This is a genomic window from Moritella dasanensis ArB 0140 (assembly GCF_000276805.1).
Taxonomy (GTDB): domain Bacteria; phylum Pseudomonadota; class Gammaproteobacteria; order Enterobacterales; family Moritellaceae; genus Moritella; species Moritella dasanensis.
The window spans coordinates 189,802-215,419 of sequence record NZ_AKXQ01000006.1; the positions used below are offsets into that span (position 1 = coordinate 189,802).

The following is a 25,618-nucleotide window of genomic DNA, read 5'->3' on the forward strand; positions in this document are numbered from 1 at the left end:
TCTATTGTGCTATATGAATGCTAATACTGTCACTGATGAAACAGCTTAGGCGTAAAAGTCTACCCCTTTAGCCGAGTCTTGCCAATACGGAGTCGTCACAGGTGCTTCACTCTGTGAATCTATCGCGTGATTCGCTTGATTATTGCTATTTTTTTGTCCGTTTTCTTGTCTTGCTTGCTGAAATCCAGATTGCTGCTGGCCACTGTCAGCTTGTACCTGTGTATCACCGAGTGTCATGCCTTGTTGCTGGAGCATTTCTCGTAATCGCGGCATTTGCTGCTCAAGTAAATCTCGGCTTTGATTATTCTGCGCTTGGATTGTCACATTTATCTGATCATTTTGCACAACCAATTTGATATTCATGCTACCTAATTCTGCAGGGTCTAAGCGGATTGTCGCAGTTTGTAATTCTTTGCCGGCCATGATGGCGATTTTTTCATTTAATTCCGAACTGGCGAGATTGTTATTAAGATGCACCCGTTTCTCTAATACTTGCTGTTCAGCGTCCGTTAATATCGGCGCCTTTGCCAGGGTACGCGTCGTTTGATCTAACAGTTCGGGCTTACGTGCTGACTCCATAATTTGCGCAAAATCGAGTTGTTCAATGGGTTCAGCTGATGTCGTGCTCAGCTGATCTCGCGCTGAATCGTTACTTTCAGTTGCGGCACTGTTGATACCAGCAGCCATGTTATTTGGTTGACCAAACGGTGTGTTCTTCGTCATCCCGGCGTCGCCAAAGCCAGTAGCTAAGCTAGCTTTACCAGCGCCGCCATCTAACCCTTCACTATTAACTGAGCCATCGCCATTAATTGTATCGCCAGTCGCCTGTAAATCATCTTTCGCAGAACGGCTGTTATTGTCAGTCAGACCCGCAACAGTCGACATCCCCGCTAACGTTGATGCTGTGATCGTATCAATTGGAGCTGTCGCATTTGCTGAGGTTGTAGATAATTCGCTCATTGGTAATGCTTGCGTCAGTTCATCGCTGCCAGCATCACTAACATCTGTCGTTTTTGCAGCGTTACTCTCAAGCGCGGATAATTCAGTCATGTCAATTGATGTTGATGTTGATGTTGATGTTGATGAGGCAATATTCGCCCCCTTTGTAGCTGAAGGCAATTCATTACCGTTGGCTTGACCTTGCACGGATTTTCCCGCGTCACTCGCTGCATTGCCTTGCAATAACATAGATGATTGACCAAGGCGCGCTAAAAAGTCATCACTACTTTCATTTTGTGGCAGACTGTCAGAGGGACTTTTTTCGTTTAACTCATCGCCAGATATCACTTCAACGTCATCTGCGTTATTAATTAATCCAGCAGTGACAATATCATCATCACTGTTCAAAGTAGCAGCCGCAGGGCCAGTCGCAACACTCTCGCCCGCTAGCGCAGCGGTGCTATTGTTCGATTTTACAGTGGCGTTATCGGCGGTGTTATTATCACTGCTAAAGAGAGAGAACAATTTAGAAAAGCTACTTTCAGGGGTACTCGACTCTCCATCATTCGCGATATCTGCAGCGGCATCGCTTTTGACATTAAGCGCAGACGATTTGTTATTCGCCGCCTGCGTATCCGTCATCGCTGTTGATTTTTGTAGAGAGAAAGTCATAGTTCAAGCCTAAATGTCATCAATAAGGAATTATAGCTAAACGATTGCAAAATTCACGCCAGATTATGCTCTTACGTGCGTTTAGCGATTATTTTTACGCTTGAAGTATTGGAAGTTAGAAAACTCATCAAGATCTTTTTGCTCGCGGCGGTGTTCGACAAGTTGGGCGGCGGTTTTTCGCTTATCTAACAACAAACCAAGGGCATCCCGTTTCTTACGGATCTCCATCCAATCCCGATGTTTGTTATTGACGGTTTGTTGGATATTGTCGAGTGCTTGCTTTTGCTCAAACTCGGCCAGTTCTAGTTTTTTCATGAAGTTATGATAGTGCGCATAACTATCACCCGATATACCTTCGGCACCTTTGTCAGTAAACTTTTGCAGATATTGTTTACGATAATCACTCAGTTGTTGCATTTGGGTATGATAACGTACTGCATCTTGTTGGATCAGTGCATACGCTCTGGCGGCATATTTCTCTTGCTCTGTAAGCTGCTGGTGCACACGCTCTAACGCGGTATTAGACATATTATTGACACTGTTTCATTATGGGGCTGCCACGCCTAAATGCGGCGCGATGGCAGTCAGCATTTCTTCACATTGTGAAAACGGAATAACTTCTTTCATTCCTTGCTGTAAGAATTGGTCCATCGCCGGTTTTAAGCGAATGGCGCGGTCAATTTTAGCATCGGCACCTTGGTTATATGCACCAATAGCCACCAGATCTTTATTCTGTTGGTATAACGAGTACGCTTGCTTAAAACCACGTGCGGCGGCTTGATGGAAATCACTGGTGACCATCGGCATAACACGACTAATAGACTTTTCAATATCAATCGCAGGGTAATGTCCCGCATCCGTTAAGTCACGTGATAATACGATATGGCCATCAAGAATGGCGCGTGATGCATCAGCAATCGGATCTTGTAAATCATCACCTTCGGTGAGTACTGTAAAGAAGGCAGTAATTGAGCCTTGCTCGTCATTACCGTTACCAGCACGTTCCACCAACTGTGGTAGTTTTGCAAAAACCGACGGCGGGTAACCTTTAGTTGCAGGCGGCTCGCCAACGGCTAAGGCAATTTCACGTTGTGCTTGGGCAAAACGCGTCAACGAATCCATTAACAGTAAAACATTCAAACCTTGGTCACGAAAATATTCTGCAATGGCTAACGATGTTTCACAACCTTTCAGACGCATCAAGGGTGATGCATCCGCAGGGGCGGCGACAACGACTGAACGCGCGCGTCCTTCGTCACCCAGGATCTCTTCAATAAATTCTTTTACTTCTCGACCACGTTCACCAATCAAACCAACGACAACAACATCCGCAGTCGAACCGCGCGTCATCATCCCTAACAGCACACTCTTACCGACACCAGAACCAGCAAAAAGCCCCATACGCTGACCTTGACCTACGGTTAGCATGGCATTAATGGCTTTAACGCCAACATCCAGTGGTTTTGAAATTTGTTTACGTGACAGCGGATTAATACGTTTGGCAGTAAAAGACGTGGTTTGTCCGGTAATGATCTCGCCTTTACCGTCAATCGGCTTGCCGACACCGTCTAACACCCGCCCCAGTAATTCCATACCAACGGGAATACCTTGGGTTTCATTAAGCGGAGTGACTTTGGCGCCGGGGATAATACCGGTGACCTGTTCACTGGGCATTAAGAATAATTTGTCACCATCAAAACCCACAACTTCGGCATCCATCAGCCCGTTATCGGTTTCGACAGAACACAAACTGCCAATCGCAGCGCGGCAACCAACAGCTTCGAGCGTCAAGCCAACAACACGTGTCAACTTGCCCGCGACAGTTGGCTTGTTCGCCAACGAGGTGGTTTTTAATTGTTGTAATCGACTAAGGAGCTCGGTCATTATGCGCCCGGTTTATTAGCAATAAGGAATTGACGCATCATCTGCTTGATACGCTGTTCCATTAACAGTTCGACCGAAGATACTTCATTATTAATAACCAAATCACCTTGTTTCATCATCGGTTCTGAGATTAATACCCAACCACGTTTCTCACACTCTTCAGGGGCGTAATATTCATTAATTACGGCTAAATCATCAGGGTGCAATGTAATGGTAATTTTTTGTTCCAGCACAGGTAACGCAGCCAGTGCTAATTTTAATGTTTGTAGCATGATATCGTGATTAAAGGTGACCTCAGTCTTAATTAACTCTTCGGCCAAACCTGTTGCCACACGAATCAATTCATTTTCAACTTCGCTATTAACGGCCGCTAAAGGGGCGTGCATTTGCGTTTGCAATTGTTCCCACGCCGCGGATTTCTCTAGCACTTGCTGCTGCCCTTCTGCAAGTCCTTGCGCCAGTCCTTGCGTATGGCCCTCGGTTTCACCTTGGCTAAGCCCCTCAGCCGAGCCGCTGGTGAAGCCATCTTGATAACCTTGTTCTTTACCCTCAGCAAAACCATCTTCATACGCCGCTTGGCGTATTGCATCAAGCTCTTCAGCCGTCATCGGCTGAGGTTCAATCTCTTCAACCTGTTCATGACTCGGTTTACCTTCATACCAGTCATGCTTCATGCCCAGTGCATTGGTATTAAGCGCTGCTGCTTGGGTATTCTCAAACTCAGGTAAATACCAATCTTCTATTTCATGTTCATCACTACCTTCAAAAGGTGGGATATTCGACTTCAAACTATCCGTCATACTCGAATTCCATCAACGGTCGTGTGCTTATAAGAAGTCATCACCACCGCCTCCGCCTAACATGATGTCACCGCTGTCAGCTAAGCGACGCGCAATAGATAAGATCTCTTTCTGCGCAGATTCAACTTCACTAACGCGGATAGGACCCATAGCTTCGAGATCGTCTTCCAACATTTCAACTTGACGTTTCGACATGTTTTTAAAGATCTTATCTTTCAGTTGATCATCAGCGCCTTTCAGTGCTTTTTGTAATTGCTCTTGCGATACTTCACGCAATAGCGCTTGAATACCACGGTCATCAACATCGATAAGATTTTCGAATACAAACATAAGGTCTTGGATCTGTTGACTGATCTCTTCGTCCGATTCACGGATCGCATCCATTAATTGACCTTCAATATTGGTATCGAGGTAGTTCATAATATTGGCCGCCGCTTTCAGACCACCCATCTTCGCCGCTTGCGCGCCAGATTGACCAGCAAACTGTTTCTCCATGATCTCATTTAGCTCATGCAGTGCCGCGGGTTGTACTTCTTCTAAATTGGCAATACGCATCATTAAGTCGATCCGTACTTTATCTTGGAATTGCGATAAGATCTCAGCTGACTGTTCAGGTTCTAAATAAGACAATACAATGGTTTGGATCTGAGGATGCTCATTATGAATGATATTCGCCACCTGACGTGCATCCATCCATTTCAGTGAATCAAGACCTTTAGCGCCACTGCCCATGATGATTTGATCAACCAGGTTACCGGCTTTGTCTGCACCTAACGCCGCAGTTAAGGCATTACGTACGAAGTCTTCACTGCCCACGCCAATGTTAGTGAACTTTTGGATGTCATCAATGAATGCACGATGTACACCAGCTACCTTCGCCTGTGAAAAGTCCTTCATCGAGGCCATCGCCATACCCAAGCGTTGTACTTGTTTTGGCTCTAACTGGCGAAAAATAGTCGCCGCATCACCTTCATTCAGGCTCAACATTAATATCGCTGAACGTTCAATACCGGTTAAGGTGGTCGCGTCGAACTTATCGGTCGTGGCTACTTGTTTATTCGAATCAGGCATCTTCTATCATCCATTCTTTTATCACTAATGCAGTTAAGTCTGGTTCGTTGGCAACCAGTGCACGAACCGCTTCTAGCAAGTCTTCATCTTTATGTAAATTAGGTAATTGTAAATGACCACTGCGCATCGCAAAGTCAGTATCACCATCGGCATCGGCAGTAAGCAATTGCATGTCTTCATCATTTTCAATTGCGCTAATACCTAAATCTAAATCTTCTTTGTCGTCTTCAACGTCATTATTGATTAAGCGTTTAATCATTGGACGAATAATCGCCATAATTAAGACCACAATCACAATCAAGCTGGCGACTACACGAATGGCACGCCAGAACCACTCTTCTTCCCAGATTGGCAGCGCAGCCATCGCGGCTAATTCTGGACGATTAAAAGGAATAGCAACGACTTCTAAACTATCACCACGATTGACATTAAAACCGACACCACCTTGTAATACTCGGCGGATATTCGCAATTTCAGCTTGACTACGCGGCTCTCTCACTAAGGTACCGTCAGCGCCGGTACTGTTAATGTAATCGATCGCAACCGATACACTTAAACGTTTAATAATACCGCTTTGTGACTTGGTATGACTGATCGTGGTATCGAGTTCATAGTTTCGCGTTGATTCTTTTTGCGACTGGCCAATAGGACGTGCAGCAGCATTGCCCGCGCCGGCTTCTTCAGGAATGTCAGCATCCAATGGCGGTTGGTTGGTTAATGCCCCTGGAATACCTTGATTACCATTACCGAGCGATTGACGTTCAAGTAACATTTCACTACGGACAGCGGGTAGGTCAGGATTAAAACGTTTTTGAGTTTGTTCTGTCACACTAAAGTCCATAGAGACATCAACTTCAGCAGTGTAGTTACTCACCCCTAAGATAGGGATCAAGATAGAATCAATTTTTTCGCGGTACTCACGTTCGTGATTTTTCACCATTTCAAATTCACGGCGGCCTTTTGCAGCCAGCATGTTTTGGCTACCAGAGTTAAGTAAACGGCCATTTTGATCGGTTAATGTCACCCGTGTTGGTTCTAAGCCTTGTACGGCAGAAGCAACTAATTGCACCATAGAATCAATATTTTCTTGGGAGATGGCGCTACTATTACGCACCGTTAATACCACGGTAGCGCTGGGTTTTTTCTCGCGTTTAGCAAATACATTTTCTTTCGGTATCGCCAGTAAAACCTGTGCTTTTGACACATGTTTAAATTCTTCTAATGCGCGTGAGATTTGACGTTCACGGCCGAGTTTCAAACGTTCTCGTTCAACCCGTTGACTGACACCAAAGCCCATATCTTTCATTAAGATATCGTCACCTTGTAATTGTGTAGTGGTTAAACCAGAACGACGTAAATTAAGTTTAATGTCTTGATATTGTTCTGCCGGTACAGACACTGTATCGCCATTAATTTTATATTCTATTTTTTGTAGGTCTAAAAATTCGAGGGTTTCAATGAGTTCAGCGGTTTGATACGTGCCTAACGGACGCATTTCAGGTTCTTTACCCCAAAGTAAAATAAACACCACTAAAGTTAGCGAGATCGCTAATGCCAGAATGAGAATAATTTGACGTAAGATATCAGAGTTAGAAAAAAAACCAAATGCTGAGCTTTTCTGCTCATTCTCATCTAATTGCGCTAAATCATTACCCATATCGTTGTTATTTGCGATACCTGTATTTGAAGCTGTATCAGCCACAGCAGTACTCCTTTACCCGAGATTAAACAGGCATGCTCATTATTTCTTTATAAGATTCGATCAATTTATTTCGAACCTGAACAGTAGCATCGAAAGCCACCCCAGATTTTTGCGAGGCTATCATAACATCACTTAGGGACACACTGCGATCTCCTTGATCAAATCGGGTGCGTAAATCGCCTGTAGTCTGTTGTAATCCGTTCACATTATCCATTGCTTGCTGCAACATATCACCAAAATTAGCCGATGTCGTGCTTGGCGCTTTGACGGCGGTTGGATCGACTTCAAATTTAGTCGCTTGTAACGACATGCTTTGCATTTCAGAGTAAAGGTTGTTGGCTGCGATGTTCATTGATTATCCTTAGTTGTCATATTTTTGACCTACTCGACTAATTTTGTCACTAACCAAATAAAGCAATTGTTATGCCAACAAAAAAGGCCGCAATTTCAATCAATTGCGGCCTTAATAGATAATTCATTGATGATTAAGCGGGAATTTCAATCCCTTGCTCACGCATTTTCGCTAATTTATAACGTAAAGTGCGCGGGCTAATACCTAATTTCTCTGATACGTCCTTACGCACGCCATGACAACCAATCAAGGTTTCCAAAATAATTTGATATTCTTGCTGACGTAATTCGTTACCTAAAGGTTCTGTTGGCATGGTGACACTTCGCGCAGGTATTTCAGTCTTAACCTGCAGTTGTGGTGCCAGCCCTTCTTCAGTAGACAGCTTAAAATCAGCGGCGGAAAAATCTTCTAAAATCAGATCTTCAGTCTTAACCTGCCCATCAACCGCTAAAATCATCGCGCGTTGAATGACATTGTCTAATTCACGCACATTACCTGGCCAGTGGTAGATCTGTAATTTGCTTTTCGCACAATCAAGTAATTCAAGTGTGGGGATATTGTTTTGTTTACAGTGCAGTTTTAACAAATGCTGGGCAATCGGTAAAATATCGCCTTTACGCTCGGTCAAGGGGAGCCAAGCCAATGGAAATACATTTAAACGATAATATAAATCTTCTCTAAAATCACCGTTCGCCACCGCTTGCTTCATATTGCGGTTACTGGTCGCAATCACGCGCACATTCAATTTAATGGTCTTACGGCTACCGAGTCGCTCAACTTCACGCTCTTGTAATACCCGCAGCAGTTTAACTTGCAGGGCTAAATTCATTTCTGATATTTCATCAAGTAAGATAGTGCCGTTCTGCGCTTGTTCAAATTTACCTGGGCACGCTTGGATAGCGCCGGTAAATGCGCCTTTTTCATAACCAAACAAAGTGGCTTCAAGCATGTTATCCGGGATCGCCGCGCAGTTAATCGCCACATACGGGCCATCGAAACGCATCGAGTTATCATGAATATAACGCGATAATACTTCTTTACCAGTACCACTTGGGCCCGTCACCATAACGGTAGCATCTGACTTAGCGACTTTACGCGCTAGGCTTAATAACTGCTCCGTTTTTATATCACCATAACAAGGTGTACGTTTAACCACTTTTTGTGGTGGCACATAACGTCCCACTTGATTAATCAATACTTCTGGCGAAAACGGCTTACCAATGTAATCAACAGCACCATTACGCATTGCGGTTACCGCATCATCGACTTTGGCATAAGCCGTCATCAACAACACAGGTAAGTCGGGGTGTTTTTGTTTAATGTTATGTAGTAATGTTAACCCGCTCATGCCACCCATTTGGACATCACTTACGACCATATCATACGCTTTTTTACCTAATGCAATCAGTGCGCCTTCGCCACTATCAACTTCATCACATTCGTAACCAGCCATTAATAAGGTATCAACCAAGGCTTCACGGAGACCTAAATCATCTTCAACAACAAGAATTTGAGAATGGGACATACTATTATCCACCTATTACCATTGGTTGCGGTTCTGCTACACGATGTAGCGGTACGATTATACTAAAACGACTGCCTTCACCTTCAGTTGAGTCTAATTTCAAACTGCCATGATGGGCTTTTACCACACTTTGAACCACGGCAAGGCCAAGACCTGTGCCTTGTGATTTCGTGGTAAAGAAAGGTTCTAAAATTTGTTTCTGCATATGCTTGGCGATACCGGGTCCATCGTCAGCCACAATAATGGCGACTTCGTCATCACCCGAGCGTACGGCTGATATCGCTAAGTTAGCGCCTTGGCCACAAGCGTGTAAGGCGTTTTGTATCAAGTTACCAATCGCGCTAGACAGAGCATTGCGATTAGCTAAAATTAATAAATCGGGTTCTGGCAACGTTACGTGCATTTTGCTGTGGGTTTGCAACATCATCGCTTCACTGCCCGCTTGTACTTGCACCAATAAATTCTGTAGCGAGATTTCTTCAACCACTAAGTCATTACCGGTACGTGCAAACAGCAGCATGTCATTCACCTGGTTTTCCAGATCATTAAGACGTTGAATCAGCTTACTTTGAAAACGCTGTCTTGATGCCGGTGGTAGATTAGGATTAGCTAAGTTAGAACCGTATAATAATGCCGCCGATAATGGCGTACGGATTTGATGCGCTAATGACGCCACCATACGACCCAATGACGACAATTGCTTCATGTGACTGACACGCTCTTGTAAATGACGTGTATACGTTAAGTCAGTCAACATAATTAATTGACCAGGCTGAGAACCTAGCGTGGTAATAGAAAGCTGTACTTTACAGCCATTTTTCAATGAGACTTCATGACCATCGTCTTCTTTCGGGGTAAATGCCCGTTGAATAACATCCATCCAACGCGATCCCATTAGCGGCTCACCCAGTAACTGCACAGCCACTTTATTGACTTCAATGACAATACCGTTGCCATCAAGAATGACCAACCCAGACGGCAGTGCTTCTACTAACTTTTCGCTACGATCTTTGTGTGCTCGTAGTGCTGCTAATTCGCCGGGATAAGATTCTTGTACCATGGTAGTACTCCGCTAAAAAATTGACTCACACCTAATAATGCATTTAGTGTGCCAACAAATTCAACTTTGTAATACATTGAAATACTTTAAAATTATCATCTTTAACCGTTATTTAAAAACAAAAAAGCCCAACGTCATGTTGAGCTTTTTATTTTAAATTTTATTTTAATTTTGATTTAAGCTTCTTTCTGTAAGCCATACTTACGCATTTTTTCAACCAAGGTTGTCCGGCGCATACCCAGTTGGTCAGCGGCGCGTGCCACAACATGTGCCTGTTGATCTAACGCTTGCTTGATCATATCAATTTCAAATTCAGCCAACATTTCTTTCAGGTTTACACCCGTTTCAGGCAAGCTACTTGGCATCGAGAAAAAACCATCTTCTTGGGGCTCTTCTTCGACGTTAGCAAAAATTTCATCGTTAAACATCGCCGAGATAGCATCACGCTCGGCTAACTCACTGGGTATATCAGGACTATGCACCTGACTTTCACCATCGTCATTATAACGGTATTTAGCCGGTAACTCACCGATGTCAACGATGTTACCCGATGTCATGATAAGCAGACGTTCAATCAGATTGGATAACTCACGGACATTACCCGGCCAAGAATGTTGCATTAACGATTCCATGGCACGTTGGGTAAATAAAATTGTGGCATCATGCTCTGCTTCGTGACGACGTAATAACTCTTGAATCAATAATGGAATATCATCAGGACGCTCACGCAGTGCAGGGCTTTCAATTGGAAATACATTTAAACGGTAAAATAGATCTTCACGGAATTCACCGTCGGTGATCATTTTTTCTAAATTACGGTGTGTTGCTGCAATAACCCGTACATCGGCTTTAATGGCTTTACTGCCACCCACTCGCTCGAAAACACGTTCTTGTAATACGCGTAATAATTTTACTTGCATTGGTTGCGGCATATCACCAATTTCATCAAGAAATAAGGTACCACCACCAGCGAGTTCAAAACGGCCTTTACGTGCTGCAAATGCGCCGGTAAACGCGCCTTTTTCATGACCAAATAATTCACTTTCTAATAATTCAGCCGGAATAGCACCGCAGTTAACCGGTACAAATGGACCATCGCTACGTGATGACGCATCGTGGATTGAACGGGCAATCACTTCTTTACCCGTGCCGGATTCACCCAATACTAATACATTCGCGCCCTTGGTCGCGACTTGCGTAATCAAGTGACGGACACTTTGAATGGCATCACCACCGCCGACCAATTGCTTAATAAGCGCTTTTGATGCCGAAGGTGATTGACCCAGCTTACTCGCCACACATTGACGATAAGATTGGCAACGTCCGAGTAATAGCGTCAGTTGTTGATAAGATAAAGGCAGTTCGATATGGCCGATTAAATTACCTTGCTCTGATGCTTTTTCATTTGCACCAAAGGTTAAAAATGGGTTCATTGGATTGGCATCAAGTAACGCAGATAAATCATTTTCTGAGTAACTTTCTGAAGACACAATAACGCTGTTTGCAGCAAGGTCTATCTTCGCACTTATGTCCATATGAGAGTCGAAACTCTGCCAGCCTTCACCAAGAAAAGACAAGATCGTTTCTAAATTTTGTCTGCGTTCAATATTCTCATCAATTACAAAAACTGACTTAGTAGTATCCATATTACAGCCTGTGCTAAACCTTACTTAAACTTAGAAGAGTTAATCACTTTAACTATTAACTATTAACTATTAACTATTAACTATTAACTATTAAAGTGTGTCAAAAACTAACCAGCGCCAATTAATTGACATGGCTATAATACACATTCCTAAATCAAGATGAAACAGTCACAAGAATTAATTAGAAGGTCGGATAAAAATAGTCAGTGCTGCATCACAATATCGACAACGATAACCGCCGATTACGGTAAGCGCATGGGAATTAAGCCAACCCATACGCTATCATTATCGGTGACAATAGACTTATTAACCTTCACCAAACTCCTCTTTCAACTCAACGACTTGGTAATGACTGGCATTGAGTCCCCAAAATTCCGGTAATGTCGTCGCCACTGCAATCGATGACCAAGTACCAACAATCAGACCAATAAACATGGCGGTAGAGAAACCATCCAAAGGTCCTCCTCCCAATAACCATAATGCCGAAACTGTCATGAGTGTGGTGCCCGATGTCACCATGGTGCGTGATATTGTTGCCGAAATAGCTTGGTTATTCACCTCTGCAATCGCTAAGGTTGGTTTTAGTATCAGTAACTCGCGGATACGATCTCCGATAATAATCGAGTCATTTAATGAATAACCAATAATCGCCAATATCGCCGCAAACACGGTCAAGTTAAACTCAAGTTGCAATGCTGCAAACACACCAAGCACAAACAGCACGTCATGCACCAAGGCAAATAATGCCCCTGATGCCAAGCGCCATTCAAAGCGATAGCTTAAATACGCCAGGATACATAACATCGATACTAACAGCGCCAAACCGCCTTGTTCCGCCAACTCTTGGCCAACCTGAGAGCCGACAATACTGGTGTTTAATACTTCAATATTGGTTGCTAACGGTGCCAGTACATCGGTAATATTCACAATACTCATACCAGCAGCAGGCTCTGCATAGCGTAAGATCCAACGTCCGACATCTCCCCCTTCAATCACACTGACATGTTGATTCAATGCCGATTGCAATAGCGGTGAGATCTCACTCATGGTAATACTGGGATCAAGTTGTATTTCGGTGATCACACCACCGGTAAAATCAAGTCCCCAATTCAAGCCATTAACACTAATGAAGGCAATCGCAATGAGCATGAAAACAACTGAGATAGCGCTGCTAAAATAACGTAATTTACTGTATTTGTTGCTATTTATAATATTTTTCATGTTGATAGTCATCATACTTATACCTTCAAGTCATGACGAGTATCACGACCCCATATTTTATTAATTAAAGCGCGTGATACGATGATCCCAGTAAACATACTGGTCAAAATACCTAAACCAAGTGTTAACGCAAAACCTTGTACTGGCCCTTGGCCAATTGAATACAACACCACGGCAATAATGAGGGTGGTGATATTGGCATCAACAATGGTGCCAAATGCACTATCAAAACCGCTATTAATGGCTTGTGCGAAGCTGTGTCCTTCGCGCAATTTGTCACGAATTCGCTCAAACACCAGCACGTTAGTATCAACCGCCATACCGACTGTCAGAACTAATCCAGCAATACCGGGTAGCGTTAATACTGCCCCCGGGATCAAGGCTAACAAACCAAATAACATGATGACATTAGCCAGTAAGGCTACATTCGCAACCCAGCCTAAACGGCGATACCACAGCGCCATAAATACCAAGGTTAACCCTAAGCCAAGAGCCAGTGCTGAAAAGCCATTTTGAATATTCTCGGCACCCAGTGAAGGGCCAATCGTTCTTTCTTCAACAATCGTCACTGGCGCAGTTAACGAGCCCGCGCGGAGTAATAACGCTAACTCTTTGGCATCAGCCATGTTACCCGCCCCCGTGATCCGAAATTGGCTGCCGAGTTGTGCTTGAATAGTAGCGACACTGATAACGTTATTGGTCTTTTTAGTTGAACCATCGGTATTGCGGCTGTACTCGCTGTAAAGTGTTGCCATTGGCTTACCAATATTATGCTTGGTGAAGTCAGACATTTTCTTACCACCAGCATTATCTAAGGTGATACTTACCTGAGCAGCCCCCATTTCACCGACATTAGCCCGCGCATCAATAATATGCTCGCCACCGAGTATCGCGTCACGGGCAATGCGTATTGGCGCACCGTCGTTATTACTGACGACCATACTGCCACTGTTTGTCGCTTTCAGTTCATGAAACGCCAAGCTGGCTGTAGCACCAATCACATTTTTAGCCGTTGCCGGATCTTGTACACCCGGTAGTTCAATTCGAATACGATGTTCGCCTTGACGCTGTACCATCGCCTCGGTAATGCCTAATTCTTCAATACGACTGCGCATTGTTTGTAAGTTCTGCTGCACGGTTAAATTAACAATGTCGGTTTTTTCAGCTTGCGGCATGCTCACCTCAACGAACAATCCCGAGCTTTGCGTTACTTTCCATTGTGGATAGTTGGTTTTAATCTGTTTCAACAAGGCAACTTTAGCTTCATCCGTTGGCAAGTTCAGTTGCAGGCTATTATCGCGATCAATACTGATCCTGACGCCACGCAACCCTTGCTCACGAAAATCAGCGTGTAAGTTATCTAATAACTGCTGGGCTCTGATATTAAATACCGGTTCCATATCAACATCTAACAAGAACTGCACGCCACCACGTAGATCCAAGCCTAATTTGATCGGCTTCAACCCCATGTTCTGCAACCAAGACGGCGCAGCAGAAACAAGTGAGAGCGTAATATCATCATCTGCAGGCAACATAGATTCGAGTATCGCTTTGGCGCGGGTTTGCGTATTACTGTCTGCGAGTACGATAGTAGTTTTATCCGCCTCTTGATCGATACGCATCACTACAATGTTATTACTCTCAAGTGTTTGCTTAAGCGTATTAATTGCGGATTTTGGCGATTGTTTGTGGTTAATTTGCAGCGCTGGGTTCTCTCCATATAAGGTAGGGATCGCACTGAGTAACATCACTAAGAGTGTGCAGATTAAGACAACATATTTCCAACCAGCATAATGGTTAAGTAGTTTACGTTGCGATTTAGTCGTTGATTTTTTTGTCATTTGATAGCTGTCCATCAATGCCTTCTTTCTCTATCAGAAACAGATATATAAAGTTGCTATATAAAGTACTTATATAAAAAATATATACATAAACTAATGATATAAAACGCAGGCATATTGGTGATTAACTTGCTTATCGATCCAGACAATCACGTGATAAACACGTTATGTCAGTGCAATGAATTTCTTGTACATTTCAGTACTTGAATCAGAGGTCGAATCAATGCTAACGAAAATAGATAAGCAGATAAAATTAACAAAAAGTAGGTAATTTAATACTTACATTTTGTCTAAACAGATGGTGTAACAGCGGGGTATTGGCGGTGAGAATATAATAAATTACTGTCTTTCCAGCCTGATATGCGCGACTTAGAAGAAGAACGCGTTAACCAGTATTGAGAGAAATTAACATTAACCGCATAGCCGATCACCAAAGATGGCGATGGTGGAATTGATAATTCAATCTCGACTTGATAGTCCGGTTCTGGGTTATTCAATACTAAGCGGCCAGCACTGCTGTAACGGGTAGTGTCCGTTAAGGCAAACTCATAATTATGGCGTGTTTTCGATGATATTGGCGCTGGTTCTGATCCTGATTCACCGAGATCTTGGCTGACACTATTATCTTCATGCGCATTAACCAGTAAAGAGGCTGGTGTGAATGACGGCTGTGATGTTATCGATACTGTTTTCGATACAGCTACTTGTGTACTAGCCTGAGCATTAAAGCCCACAACCATGACAAACAGCAGAATGAAACATCGCATAAACCGAGCTAGCATAGAATATAATTAATCATAAAGGATGATTACATATCATATATCACTAGCGTTTAAAGAGACAAGGATTATTTTAAACGTCAGAAAGCAAAAAAGGCTTACCGTTAGGTAAGCCTTTTTCTAAATTTGGTGCCCGAGGCCGGAATTGAACCGGCACGCCTATTAAGCGAGGGATTTTAAATCCCTTGTGTCTACCGATTTCACCACTCGGGCTGAGTGATAAACTGTTAAGCTGCTGCCTAACCGGATATGCGCTCACTTTACCTGATTCTAATATTGAGTCAACATAAAATATTAAACATAAATCAAATGGTTGAAAATAGATCCAATTTGTTTGTTTATTATCTAACAATTAACCATGAAGCACCAATTAGAGAGCAACTCCCTGATAAACGTAAGCACCTTGAACCAACAAACCGAGATTAATTATTTTCTTTTACTCTAAAGCTGGAAATATATACCATCGGACCTACAATTTGAGTGTCGGCAACCCACTATAAGCTGGAATATCACGCATTCAAAGTAAGGAATTAAAATGGCAAAACTAGCTAAGTTTGACCATGCCAAGCAGAAGCCCGTCCTGTTACTGAATTTAAATAATGAAGAATGCCGCTGGGAATCAGAGTTTAATGCATTAGATTGGCATTGCATTCACTCGAGTAACATTACCGAAACGATTAAATATATTGAAGAGTTCGATATCAAGATCGCAATTGCGATGATCTCCTCAACTTATCAACAGTGCGTATTTAAAACCTTGTCTAAGCTTTTTGAAGTTAACAGCAATATGATCTGGATTGCGATTTCCTGCGACAATCAATTTGCACAATATCCGCTATCACACCAGTTTCCAGACTATTTTTTTGATTATCATCACCTACCAATTAATTGGGATAAATTAGGCCATACGTTGGGTCATGCGTACGGCATGTTGCCATTGAAGACTCAAAGTAACGAGCAACAAGATAAACAAGATAACTGTAATGAGATACTGGGTGTATCTGCCATTATCAAACGTTTGAAATCTGATCTGAATAAAATATCCCATGCCGATGGTGCGGTACTGATTAGCGGTGAGACGGGGACAGGTAAAGGGCTCTGCGCTAGCACTATTCATCGCCAATCCTGCCGAAAAAATGGCCCTTTTGTGACAATTAACTGCGGGGCATTGCCAAGTACCCTGCTCCATTCAGAACTCTTTGGTCACGAAAAAGGCGCATTTACCGGTGCAAACAAATTATATATCGGCCATATTGAACGCGCGCATAAAGGTACTTTGTTTCTTGATGAGATCGGCGATCTCACCTTAGATTCACAAGTACATCTGTTACAGTTTCTCGAAGATCATAAGATTGAACGTCTCGGCGCTAACCATACGATCACTATCGATTGTCGTATTATTTTTGCTTCCCATGTCAATCTCGAAACCGCAGTGGAAGAAGGACGATTTAGAGAAGATCTGTATCACCGCCTTAATATTCTCCGTATTCACGTACCCAGTTTAAGAGAACGCCGAGAAGATATAGAATTATTGGCCAGTTACTATCTACAACAATACAGTCCTGAATTCGCGTTTGCCCCGCAAACACTGGAAAGCATGCTCAGATATGAATGGCCAGGTAATGTGCGAGAGCTTAAAAATCGAATTCAACGCGCTGCGGTCATGGCTGATAACTGCGAAATTCATGAAACTGATATGGGCATGAAAGTCGTGAATAATCTACCAGCTAAAATCAAGTTATCACAACAGCGAATAGAGATAGATACCGAGGTATTACTCGCTGCTATCAACCGCCATCATCACAATATTTCCGCCGCCGCAAAGGAGTTAAATATCTCTCGGACTACGTTTTATCGTCTGGTCAAAAAATGCAAAATTAAACTCTAACTCTAAAATAAAACAAAACTCAACTTATATTTAACTTAATAACTGTGTCAGTAAAAATGAGGTAGTCATAATGCAGAAGAATAAAATACCACTGTTGCTTGCAGTACTCGCCATCCCTTTTATCAGCGCTTGTGAGCCACAGAGCAACGATAAATTGGAACAGGATATCAGCGCACTGCAACAAGAAATTCAGCAGCTGCGGCAGGATCTGACCAATATAGGCACGCAAGTTAACGATATTCATGAAGTCGCTACCCGTTCTCAAAAACCTCAAGTAAAAACCCTGCCGACTCAGGTTAATTACACTGCGGATGGTGAGGTACCGTTACTCGGTGATGCAGGTGCAAAACTGGCGATTATTGAGTTTTCTGATTATCAATGTCCCTACTGTAAACGTTTTATTGATCAAACCTTCGATAAGCTGAAAACCAACTACATTGATGTCGGCAAAGTACAGTACCTGACGCGTGACTTTCCGTTAAGTTTTCACCCCAAAGCCAAAGGCGCAGCGGTGGCAGCTAATTGCAGCTTGCAGCAAGATGCTTACTGGCCGATGCGTGCTGCGTTATTTAACAATATGAAACAGCTTGGTGATGCGTTATATCAACAAACCGCCACCGACTTATCGCTGGATATGACTAAATTTTCAGACTGCCTCAACGATCCACAAGTGCTCAGCAAAGTCGAAGCTGATGTGGCGCTGGGTAAGTCGCTCGGGATCCGCGGTACACCAAGTTTTGTCATTGGCCGAATTGAAAACGATAAGCTAGTAGACCCGCAGCTTGTTGTCGGGGCACAGAGTTATGAGAACTTTGTATTACTGCTAGATGGGTTAATGAAAGAGAAAGAGAATTAAAACTAATCCAAATAATGACAACGCGATATACGAAAAGTAAAGGGGTGACCGATTTCATTCGGCCACCCTTTTTAATAGACAACGCCAACTGAAAATACCTCTGTAGCAATTTAGCCAACATCGCTAGCCAAAGATACCCAAAGTGCCCACCATCACTATGACCATTTTAGTTAATAACATAAAGTGAATAATTAGAACTGTTACATGCATCCAACCCACCGAATTAATTGATAAAACGTACTTTAAATCTCGGTTGAAATCGCACTGACAATAGGGGTGACCACATTCACAAGCGGTCACAAAACGTACACCCCACTTTTGATGGGGAACAGGTTCGCTTGTCTACATTCAAAACTAAAATAGACTTAAATCACCGATAAAACGGCCTTCAGTTAATTAAACATTCATAATACATTGTCATTTATCTGAGATTTCCTCGAAGTTACTGATTAAAAAAGATAATAAAATCGATCAAAAAACAACCTATCTAAAATGAAAAAGTACTGCTACGATGCCTTCCTGAAATTAAACAAAAAATCCAGTTTATGACTGTTTAATGGTTTATTTAGTGTTGAGTTCTGTAATGTAATTTTACTTACCTGTGGCTGTGTATTTTGGTTCAAGGCCGACACGAATAATCCTTTAATCGTAACGCTAACCAATGATATGGAAGATCATCTGAACCATGCCTACTTAAAATAATAACAATAAAATAGCAGGGAAAATGTTTCAGGACATGTGTTTCAGGCAACAGGGAATAACCCTTTTGTTGTCTCGAGTCTCGTCATTCTATTAATAAAATAATCCTTTGTGAGCTCAGGCTCCAAAAACTTAATCAGTAAATTCTAACAATGAGGTTTTTTATGAAGCATCTTGTGTTGGGCATTTTTGTGTCCATCAGCACCCTTTTGACTATATTTCCAGTCACCGCAGAATCCAAGGGTAACCCATTCGAAGGAACTATAAGCATTGAAGCTCTGGAGCATCGGACGCTCGCACAAAACAAAACGATGGCACTGGCCAAGCTGATGGCGAATTATCGCCATGCTGACAAATCAAATAACAAGCAATTGCTTAATGAGCTAATTGAACAGGCTAAAGCGCGCCAAGCGCTACTCGCTGAGTTGGTAAAAACCGACCCCGGTGCAGCGATTCGAGCTACATTGCCAAAGCATGTTCGCGCCGGTATGCCTGCAGAAGTACAAGCATTGTTAGAACAAAAGCAAGAGCTTAACGGTGAGTTAGAAGTTGTCTATGAAGATTATGAAGATCCAAGCCTAAATCGCTTGCATCATACGTTAATCACTGACAAAGACCGCGTTGAGCTATACTTACCTGAAAATTACAAAGGCAATTCGCTGCAAAGCGGCACCAAAGTGCGTGCTAGCGGTTGGTTGTTTAAGCAGGGTGATGACACCGTTCATTCGCTTGCTGTCAATGATGACCAGGTAAGCCTGACCGTGTTAGCTGCCGGTGGCAGTACTACTTCTTCGAGTACGACTACTGCGCCTTTAGCTAACACCACTGGTGAGCAGCGCACCTTGGTGTTGCTCATTAATTTTCAGGACAATTCAAGCGAGCAGCCATGGACTATTGCTGAAGCCAATGACATGATCTTTGGCACCGTCAGTGATTATTACCGTGAATCCTCTTACGGCCAGACTTGGCTTAGTGGTGATGTACTGGGTTACCTGACGCTGCCGATTAATGCGACTTGTGATTTCGGCACGATGGACGGTTATGCGCAACAAGCTGCTATTGACAGCGGCATCGATGTTGCCAGTTACGATAGATTAATTTATTTATTTCCCAAGAACAGTACCTGTGGCTGGCGAGGCCAGGGTACTTTAGGCGGAACCCCTTCCAGATCATGGATTAACGGTGAGTTAAATTTACTCACTATTGGTCATGAATTGGGTCACAACTTAGGGCTGAAACATGCTAAAGAGCTTAGTTGCGACAGGGGCTATATCAGTGATAGTTGCGTTGAGATCACCTACGGTGACGTGCTGGATATCATGGGTAAGTCAGAAGGCCATTTCAACGCCTTCAATAAAGAAAGGCTCGGCTGGCTGACCCCTGAACAGGGCGAGATAGTCACGGCTGACAGCGATGGCAGCTACTTGCTGGAACCCTATGAAACTGCCTCAAATGGTATGGCCAAGGGACTCAAAGTGCGACGAGGTGCGGATGCAGTTACCGGAGAGCAGCTGTGGTACTACCTCGAGTACCGCCAGCCATTGGGTTTTGACGCTTTCCTTGCGGGTAAGGTGGTTACAGGCGGCGTATTAGTGCATCTCAATAGCAGCGCCGAGGATATAACAAGCAGCCTACTGCTGGATATGACGCCCCACAGTTCCGTGCTTGATCTGGACGATGCAGCCCTGTTAGCCGGCGTTAGTTATACCGATGTGGATGCCGGGGTTACTATTACTACCGAATGGGCAGATAATTCAGGCGCCAGTGTCAATGTCAGTTACTCCGGACAGAACTGTGTTAAGGCGAGTCCATCACTATTATTGTCACCTAACGAAAGTGCCTGGGTCACATCCGGTACTACAGTAACTTACAGTGCCGCAGTAACAAATAATGACAGCAATGACTGTGCAAGTGCAGATTTTAACGTTGCAGCTAACGTGCCTTCAGGTTGGGCTACCAGCAGTAATTCACTTAGCCTTGCTCCAGGTGCCAGCGGCTCGGTTATTATTAATGTCACTTCTGCAAGCACAGCTAGCGATGGATTTTATGATATTGCGATCAGTGCGAAAAACAGCACTGACAGCAGCTATTTCGATAGTGGAGTGGTCAGTTATGTAGTTGATACACCGACTCAGGCATGTGTCGTTGCTAACCCGCAGTTGTCATTAACCAATAGTCAAGGTGATGCCGTAACACCTGGTTCTTCGGTCGCTTACACAGCCACTGTTAAGAATCAGAATAGTGATAGTTGTGCGGTGACTAATTTTGATCTCGCTGCAAATGTTCCGACTGGCTGGACTGCCAGTAACACTCGTGTTTCTTTAGCTTCGGGCAACAGTGCAACGGTTAATCTCAATGTAACGTCGGCCACGAGTGCAACTGATGGCGTTTACAATTTCTCCATCAATGCGCAAAACAGTGCCGATGCCAGCTATAGTAACAACACCGTTGCCAGTTATACTGTAACAACACCACCACCGGTTTGTGTTGCGGCTAATCCGCTGATTTCACTGTCTGGACCGAGTGGGAGTGTAACCGCAGGTGCAACAATCAATTACAACGCGACAGTCACCAACTTAGATAGCGAGTCATGTGCAACAGCAAACTTTAATGTGCTTGCTGACATTCCGGCAGGTTGGAACGCCAACAGCGCCAGTATCGATTTAGTACCCGGAGCGAGTACAACTGTTACTTTGAGCGTGACGTCAACAATTAGCGCCACAGACGGTGTCTATAACATTGCCATAAATGCTGAAAATTCAGCGAATAGCAATTATAGCAACAGTGGTGTGGTGAGTTATGCGATTTCGACACCAGTCAAAGTCAATAACGCACCTGTTGCAGTAACAGATAGCGAAGTCTTAGCGACGAAAGAGCCAATATTTATCAATGTATTGGGTAATGACTGGGATCCAGAAAATGACACATTAAGCGTCAGTGCAGTAAGCCAGGGAGCTAAGGGTAGCGTGCAAATCGCCAGTGATGGTCGCCTGCTTTATACGCCAGCTAAGAGTTTTAAGAGCAGCGATAGTTTTAGTTACACCATCAGTGATGGAGATAAGGTTGCGACGGCTACTGTAAACCTTAGTCTTACCAATTCCGGTGGTGGCAAGGGCAAGGGTAACGGCAAGGGCTAAGCCAGTCTGTAAAGTGACTTTCAAATAATTAGGAGCCAGGGCATTACCCTGACTCCTTGTGGATCGAATCGCAGTTAAATCGCACTTACATCAGACTTGCCGGCGATTACTCTCCTGTTATTACCTGAATTGTTACGTCGTTGGTTGAGGTAGCTAGTTTATCGTCTGTAACTATGGCTATGACATCTTCCAGGAAGCCGATAGGTAACGTGTCTTCCAGTCCAGGTTTGAACTCAATAGTGAAGGCACAGCTATAGGTATCTGTGTCCGTAACATCACTATTAAAGGTCAATAACTGATCCTCGACGCAGGCACCATAGGTTATGCTGTTAAAGTCGCCACCAGTATTGATCAGCCTGAAGGCAGTTTCGTCGGCACCGGCAAACACGCTAAAGCCACCCAATGTAAGATCGGTTAGGTTGACATTTTTTATACCGGCGTTGTGCAGTTCCAGTACCACCAGCATGCTGGCTGCAAACTTCATCTCTGTGGCAGGATCGCTAGGTGTGAAGGTCACTGTGGCACTATTCATAGCTTCTACCGCTTGGCCATCTTCGTCTGCTCCGTTGATGGTAGCCTCGTTGGTGTGTATAAACCCCGATTTACCCGTGAGTTCCTCTGTGATAGTACAGCTGGCTTCTTCACCGGGATCCAGCATGAAACCATCGAGTGGGACAGACTGAGTAATAGCTGAAAGATCACCAATTGGGCCTTTCATGTCGACCTCACAGTCGGCGACAGTCCAGTCAGCGAATTTGTCATCAGTCAGACTGCTGAATGTGACAGTATCCACTGCGGTTTCTCCCGTGATAGTAGTAGGGTTGACTGAGAACAAGAGGGTATAGACGACGGTACGGGTTACCGTAGGATCGTCACCAGTCTCAAGTACTGTAGTTGGGTTGGCTGTCTTGGTTAGCGTGATCGCCGAAGGAATATCGTTGATCTGCACCGTAGCCGAGTTAGAGTTAGTGGCTTCATCTGCCTCATTGTCTATCGCCTTGGCTGTGGCTGTGTTGGTATGTGAGCCAGCACCCGTGCCGCTGATGAACTGATCGAAGAAACATTCATAGAAGCCGTCAAAGACGATGAATCCGCCTGTGGCACAAGTTGTGCCAGGGTTCTCTGTCGAATCAGTCAGATCACCAAATTTATCATCCGTCAGGCTGGTTAGCTCCATTGGTGAATCATAGATGGCAGAGGTATTGTCCACTCTGACGGTATAGCGGACAGTTCCGCCGGACTCTGGAACCTGTATTGGATCGGCGGTCTTCAATACCGTAATACTCGGTAGCAAGTTAGTCACTTGCACCTGAAGTACATTACTACAGAATTTACCTGCTGTTCCAGCTAAGTCTGCAGGACAAGTTTCACCGTTAGTTACATCGTCCCCATTCTTATCTTCTAAGCTAAGACGAATTGTATCATCATAGAGCTCAGGACTCTGATCATTGGGTAAATCCGAATCGACAATAGTAACCTCGAATTGGCAACCGAATGAGCCTGAAGGTACAATTTCAATCTGGCCACCACTTAATAGCGCATCACAGTTTGTGTCGGTTAGGTAAACACCATCGCTACTACCTGCTGTTACAGGTGTTCCCCAAAGATCGAGAGCAACATTGTAGCTACCGGGATCTGAGGGATCGACGATATCGACCTCGTCAACGAGCGAAGTGAGGAAGATTGAAGTTTTGTTATTGGGGTTGTCAAAATCAACGTCAAAGGTATAGACACCACCTGGTTCAGCATGAGTATTAGTGCTTACCAGCGTTTTGATCACTACTGGTGGTTCAGGGGTGATAAAGACATCGATGTTAAAGGTATCACAGTTACATTTTGATTTGTTGTTAGGGATCTGGCCGGGATACTCACCACCCAAACTACAGTTATCCCGCTCGATGTTATCCCATGCTGCACAATAGGAAAAATCCGCGCGGTTGTCATTATCGACGTCGGAACAAAGCATGGTAATCAATACAACTTGCTCGTAGTTATCGGTACCATTCGCCTTGGTGATATCACCACAAACATCGCTATCGAGTTTAACATCCGCGGGTTCACCAGTTAAATCATTTGCATTTGGCAAGATAATGCTACAATCGTCGCCTATTAATAGGTTCTCCGTAGATGGAACATGAACCACTTGTGGACTATTCTCGGTTAATGGCAAATAGAAGGTAGTGTCCCAACGTTCGTTGGCATTGGTCTGCACCTTAACAACCGCCTCAAAGGTAAATATATCTCCTAAAGTACATTCCTCCGCAGCATTTACTGGTGTTACTTGGGTGATCTCAACATCATTGGCGGTACAGTTAAGCGCATCTTGTGCCAGTTTATTACCCGGTTCGAGTAAATAGGCATCGGCCATACAATATTCAGAATTGAGGTTAGGATGGACACCAGCATAGGCCGGCACCAGACTGGCTGCTCCGAACAGGGTCATTAAGCTTATCAGGGCGGTGGTGACCCTCCTGATAAGCCGTCTACATATTGAAATTTTCATGATGATTACCACTCTATTATCTATATGTGAATAAAAGATTAAGGTAGCGCTAATAGATCAGACGCTGTCTATATCGATTTTGAGCTAAGAGGCTCTTTGCATAAATTTGAATATATGTGTTATTACACACTGTAAATTAGTCTCGCTACCAAAAGAGCAACTTTCAAGCCAGAATTGTAACCAACTGAAAAATAATAGGAATATGTATTAAAAAGACTTTATTTAAGAAATTTTGTAGTGCAGATGTAACAGTTAATTTTGGCTAAGCCAGCTAACACGTTGTAAATAGTGAAACTTTATATTATTACCTAGTGTCACTTAGTTAACAGTTAATCTGTCCTAGGTGTAACACCTGTAACACTGCGACATAGCGTCACGGCAGATCGCATCTAAGATAGCTCGATTACGCTGTTCGTTAAATTAAATCCCCCTATCTAACTAGAGTAGGTAAGACTCTACTTTTCAAAGTGTTAACTTAGTTGTTCTAGGGCACATAATATTTAGTAAACGTTAGGAGATAAATAAACCAAGATATGGCAATGGCTCTCTGTCCATTTATTATATTTTTGTGTCAGGGGGGGGGCTAATCTGAATAAGAGCAAGTTGCCAGTATTTTATTGCGTTATTTAGGTGATTGATATCATGTGACCAAAGTGCTATCGCCGAGTATTATTGACGGTATGCCACTGACGCCAAAATGAAAATGATCGGGCACTAGATTATCACAACTGGCGGTTGCTGTTTCCAGCTCGACTTTAGCGTCGCTTATTACTGATCTTTATGTCTATAAAGAATAATAGACAGAGAAAAAGTAAAGCTTACATCTAAATATCACGATCAATACTTTGATATAGCGAGCTGATAACCAAGAGAAATATGAATAGGCATGGATAAATTACAGACATAAAAAAACCAGCTATAAGCTGGTTTTTTTATAAAATATTGGTGCCCGAGGCCGGAATTGAACCGGCACGCCTATTAAGCGAGGGATTTTAAATCCCTTGTGTCTACCGATTTCACCACTCGGGCACTGAATTTTTTAT

The 25,618-nt window shown here is 43.5% G+C and carries 17 protein-coding genes and 2 tRNA genes; 3 read left to right on the top strand and 16 right to left on the bottom strand.

Features of this window, described 5'->3' with window-relative positions; translation table 11 throughout:
* Positions 1-45 precede the first annotated feature (45 nt).
* From A923_RS0107090 to A923_RS0107155, 14 genes are all read right to left on the bottom strand, one after another.
* Positions 46-1,611 carry a flagellar hook-length control protein FliK gene (locus tag A923_RS0107090; protein ID WP_017220974.1) on the bottom strand — a complete coding sequence of 522 codons (1,566 nt, stop codon included), beginning with the start codon at positions 1,609-1,611 and terminating at the stop codon, positions 46-48.
* Positions 1,612-1,692: 81 nt separating this feature from the next.
* Complete coding sequence (gene fliJ / locus A923_RS0107095; RefSeq protein WP_017220975.1) at positions 1,693-2,139, bottom strand: flagellar export protein FliJ; 447 nt, start codon at positions 2,137-2,139, stop codon at positions 1,693-1,695.
* 18 nt (positions 2,140-2,157) lie between these two features.
* The gene (gene fliI, locus A923_RS0107100) at positions 2,158-3,495 is read right to left on the bottom strand and encodes a flagellar protein export ATPase FliI (RefSeq protein WP_017220976.1); all 1,338 of its coding nucleotides are present in this window, start codon (positions 3,493-3,495) and stop codon (positions 2,158-2,160) included.
* Positions 3,495-4,295, bottom strand: coding sequence for a flagellar assembly protein FliH (locus tag A923_RS0107105; protein WP_017220977.1), 801 nt, complete (start codon positions 4,293-4,295; stop codon positions 3,495-3,497). The genes fliI and A923_RS0107105 overlap by 1 nt, the downstream gene beginning before the upstream one ends.
* Before the next feature lie 27 nt (positions 4,296-4,322).
* On the bottom strand, positions 4,323-5,366 hold the full coding sequence (gene fliG, locus A923_RS0107110; protein ID WP_017220978.1) for a flagellar motor switch protein FliG: 1,044 nt from the start codon (positions 5,364-5,366) through the stop codon (positions 4,323-4,325).
* A complete protein-coding gene (gene fliF, locus A923_RS0107115) occupies positions 5,359-7,068 on the bottom strand; it encodes a flagellar basal-body MS-ring/collar protein FliF (RefSeq protein WP_017220979.1) in 1,710 nt (569 codons plus the stop codon). The genes fliG and fliF overlap by 8 nt, the downstream gene beginning before the upstream one ends.
* Positions 7,069-7,090: 22 nt before the next feature.
* A complete protein-coding gene (gene fliE / locus A923_RS0107120; protein WP_017220980.1) occupies positions 7,091-7,420 on the bottom strand; it encodes a flagellar hook-basal body complex protein FliE in 330 nt (109 codons plus the stop codon).
* A gap of 133 nt (positions 7,421-7,553) precedes the next feature.
* The gene (locus A923_RS0107125; RefSeq protein WP_017220981.1) at positions 7,554-8,945 is read right to left on the bottom strand and encodes a sigma-54-dependent transcriptional regulator; all 1,392 of its coding nucleotides are present in this window, start codon (positions 8,943-8,945) and stop codon (positions 7,554-7,556) included.
* Positions 8,946-8,949: 4 nt separating this feature from the next.
* A complete protein-coding gene (locus A923_RS0107130; RefSeq protein ID WP_017220982.1) occupies positions 8,950-10,005 on the bottom strand; it encodes a sensor histidine kinase in 1,056 nt (351 codons plus the stop codon).
* 176 nt (positions 10,006-10,181) lie between these two features.
* Positions 10,182-11,651, bottom strand: a complete 1,470-nt coding sequence (locus tag A923_RS0107135; RefSeq protein ID WP_017220983.1) for a sigma-54 dependent transcriptional regulator — start codon at positions 11,649-11,651, stop codon at positions 10,182-10,184.
* Positions 11,652-11,957: 306 nt separating this feature from the next.
* Positions 11,958-12,872: a protein translocase subunit SecF gene (secF, locus tag A923_RS0107140; RefSeq protein ID WP_026006122.1), complete on the bottom strand. Its 915-nt coding sequence runs from the start codon at positions 12,870-12,872 to the stop codon at positions 11,958-11,960.
* A gap of 17 nt (positions 12,873-12,889) precedes the next feature.
* A complete protein-coding gene (gene secD / locus A923_RS0107145; protein ID WP_017220985.1) occupies positions 12,890-14,728 on the bottom strand; it encodes a protein translocase subunit SecD in 1,839 nt (612 codons plus the stop codon).
* Between the two features lie 275 nt (positions 14,729-15,003).
* Positions 15,004-15,480, bottom strand: a complete 477-nt coding sequence (locus A923_RS0107150; RefSeq protein WP_026006124.1) for a hypothetical protein — start codon at positions 15,478-15,480, stop codon at positions 15,004-15,006.
* A 139-nt stretch (positions 15,481-15,619) separates the two neighbouring features.
* A tRNA-Leu gene (locus tag A923_RS0107155) sits at positions 15,620-15,705 on the bottom strand.
* Positions 15,706-16,027: 322 nt separating this feature from the next.
* On the opposite strand from A923_RS0107155, the gene A923_RS0107160 reads away from it, so the two are divergent.
* From A923_RS0107160 to A923_RS0107170, 3 genes are all read left to right on the top strand, one after another.
* Positions 16,028-17,380 carry a sigma-54 dependent transcriptional regulator gene (locus A923_RS0107160; protein WP_017220987.1) on the top strand — a complete coding sequence of 451 codons (1,353 nt, stop codon included), beginning with the start codon at positions 16,028-16,030 and terminating at the stop codon, positions 17,378-17,380.
* Between the two features lie 70 nt (positions 17,381-17,450).
* On the top strand, positions 17,451-18,236 hold the full coding sequence (locus A923_RS0107165; protein ID WP_017220988.1) for a DsbA family protein: 786 nt from the start codon (positions 17,451-17,453) through the stop codon (positions 18,234-18,236).
* 863 nt (positions 18,237-19,099) lie between these two features.
* Positions 19,100-22,072, top strand: coding sequence for an Ig-like domain-containing protein (locus A923_RS0107170; protein WP_017220989.1), 2,973 nt, complete (start codon positions 19,100-19,102; stop codon positions 22,070-22,072).
* Between the two features lie 106 nt (positions 22,073-22,178).
* Here the strand turns inward: A923_RS0107170 and A923_RS0107175 are convergent, their stop codons facing one another.
* Positions 22,179-24,575, bottom strand: a complete 2,397-nt coding sequence (locus A923_RS0107175; RefSeq protein ID WP_085984816.1) for a hypothetical protein — start codon at positions 24,573-24,575, stop codon at positions 22,179-22,181.
* A gap of 943 nt (positions 24,576-25,518) precedes the next feature.
* Positions 25,519-25,604 (bottom strand) — tRNA-Leu (locus A923_RS0107180).
* Between the last annotated feature and the right edge of the window lie 14 nt (positions 25,605-25,618).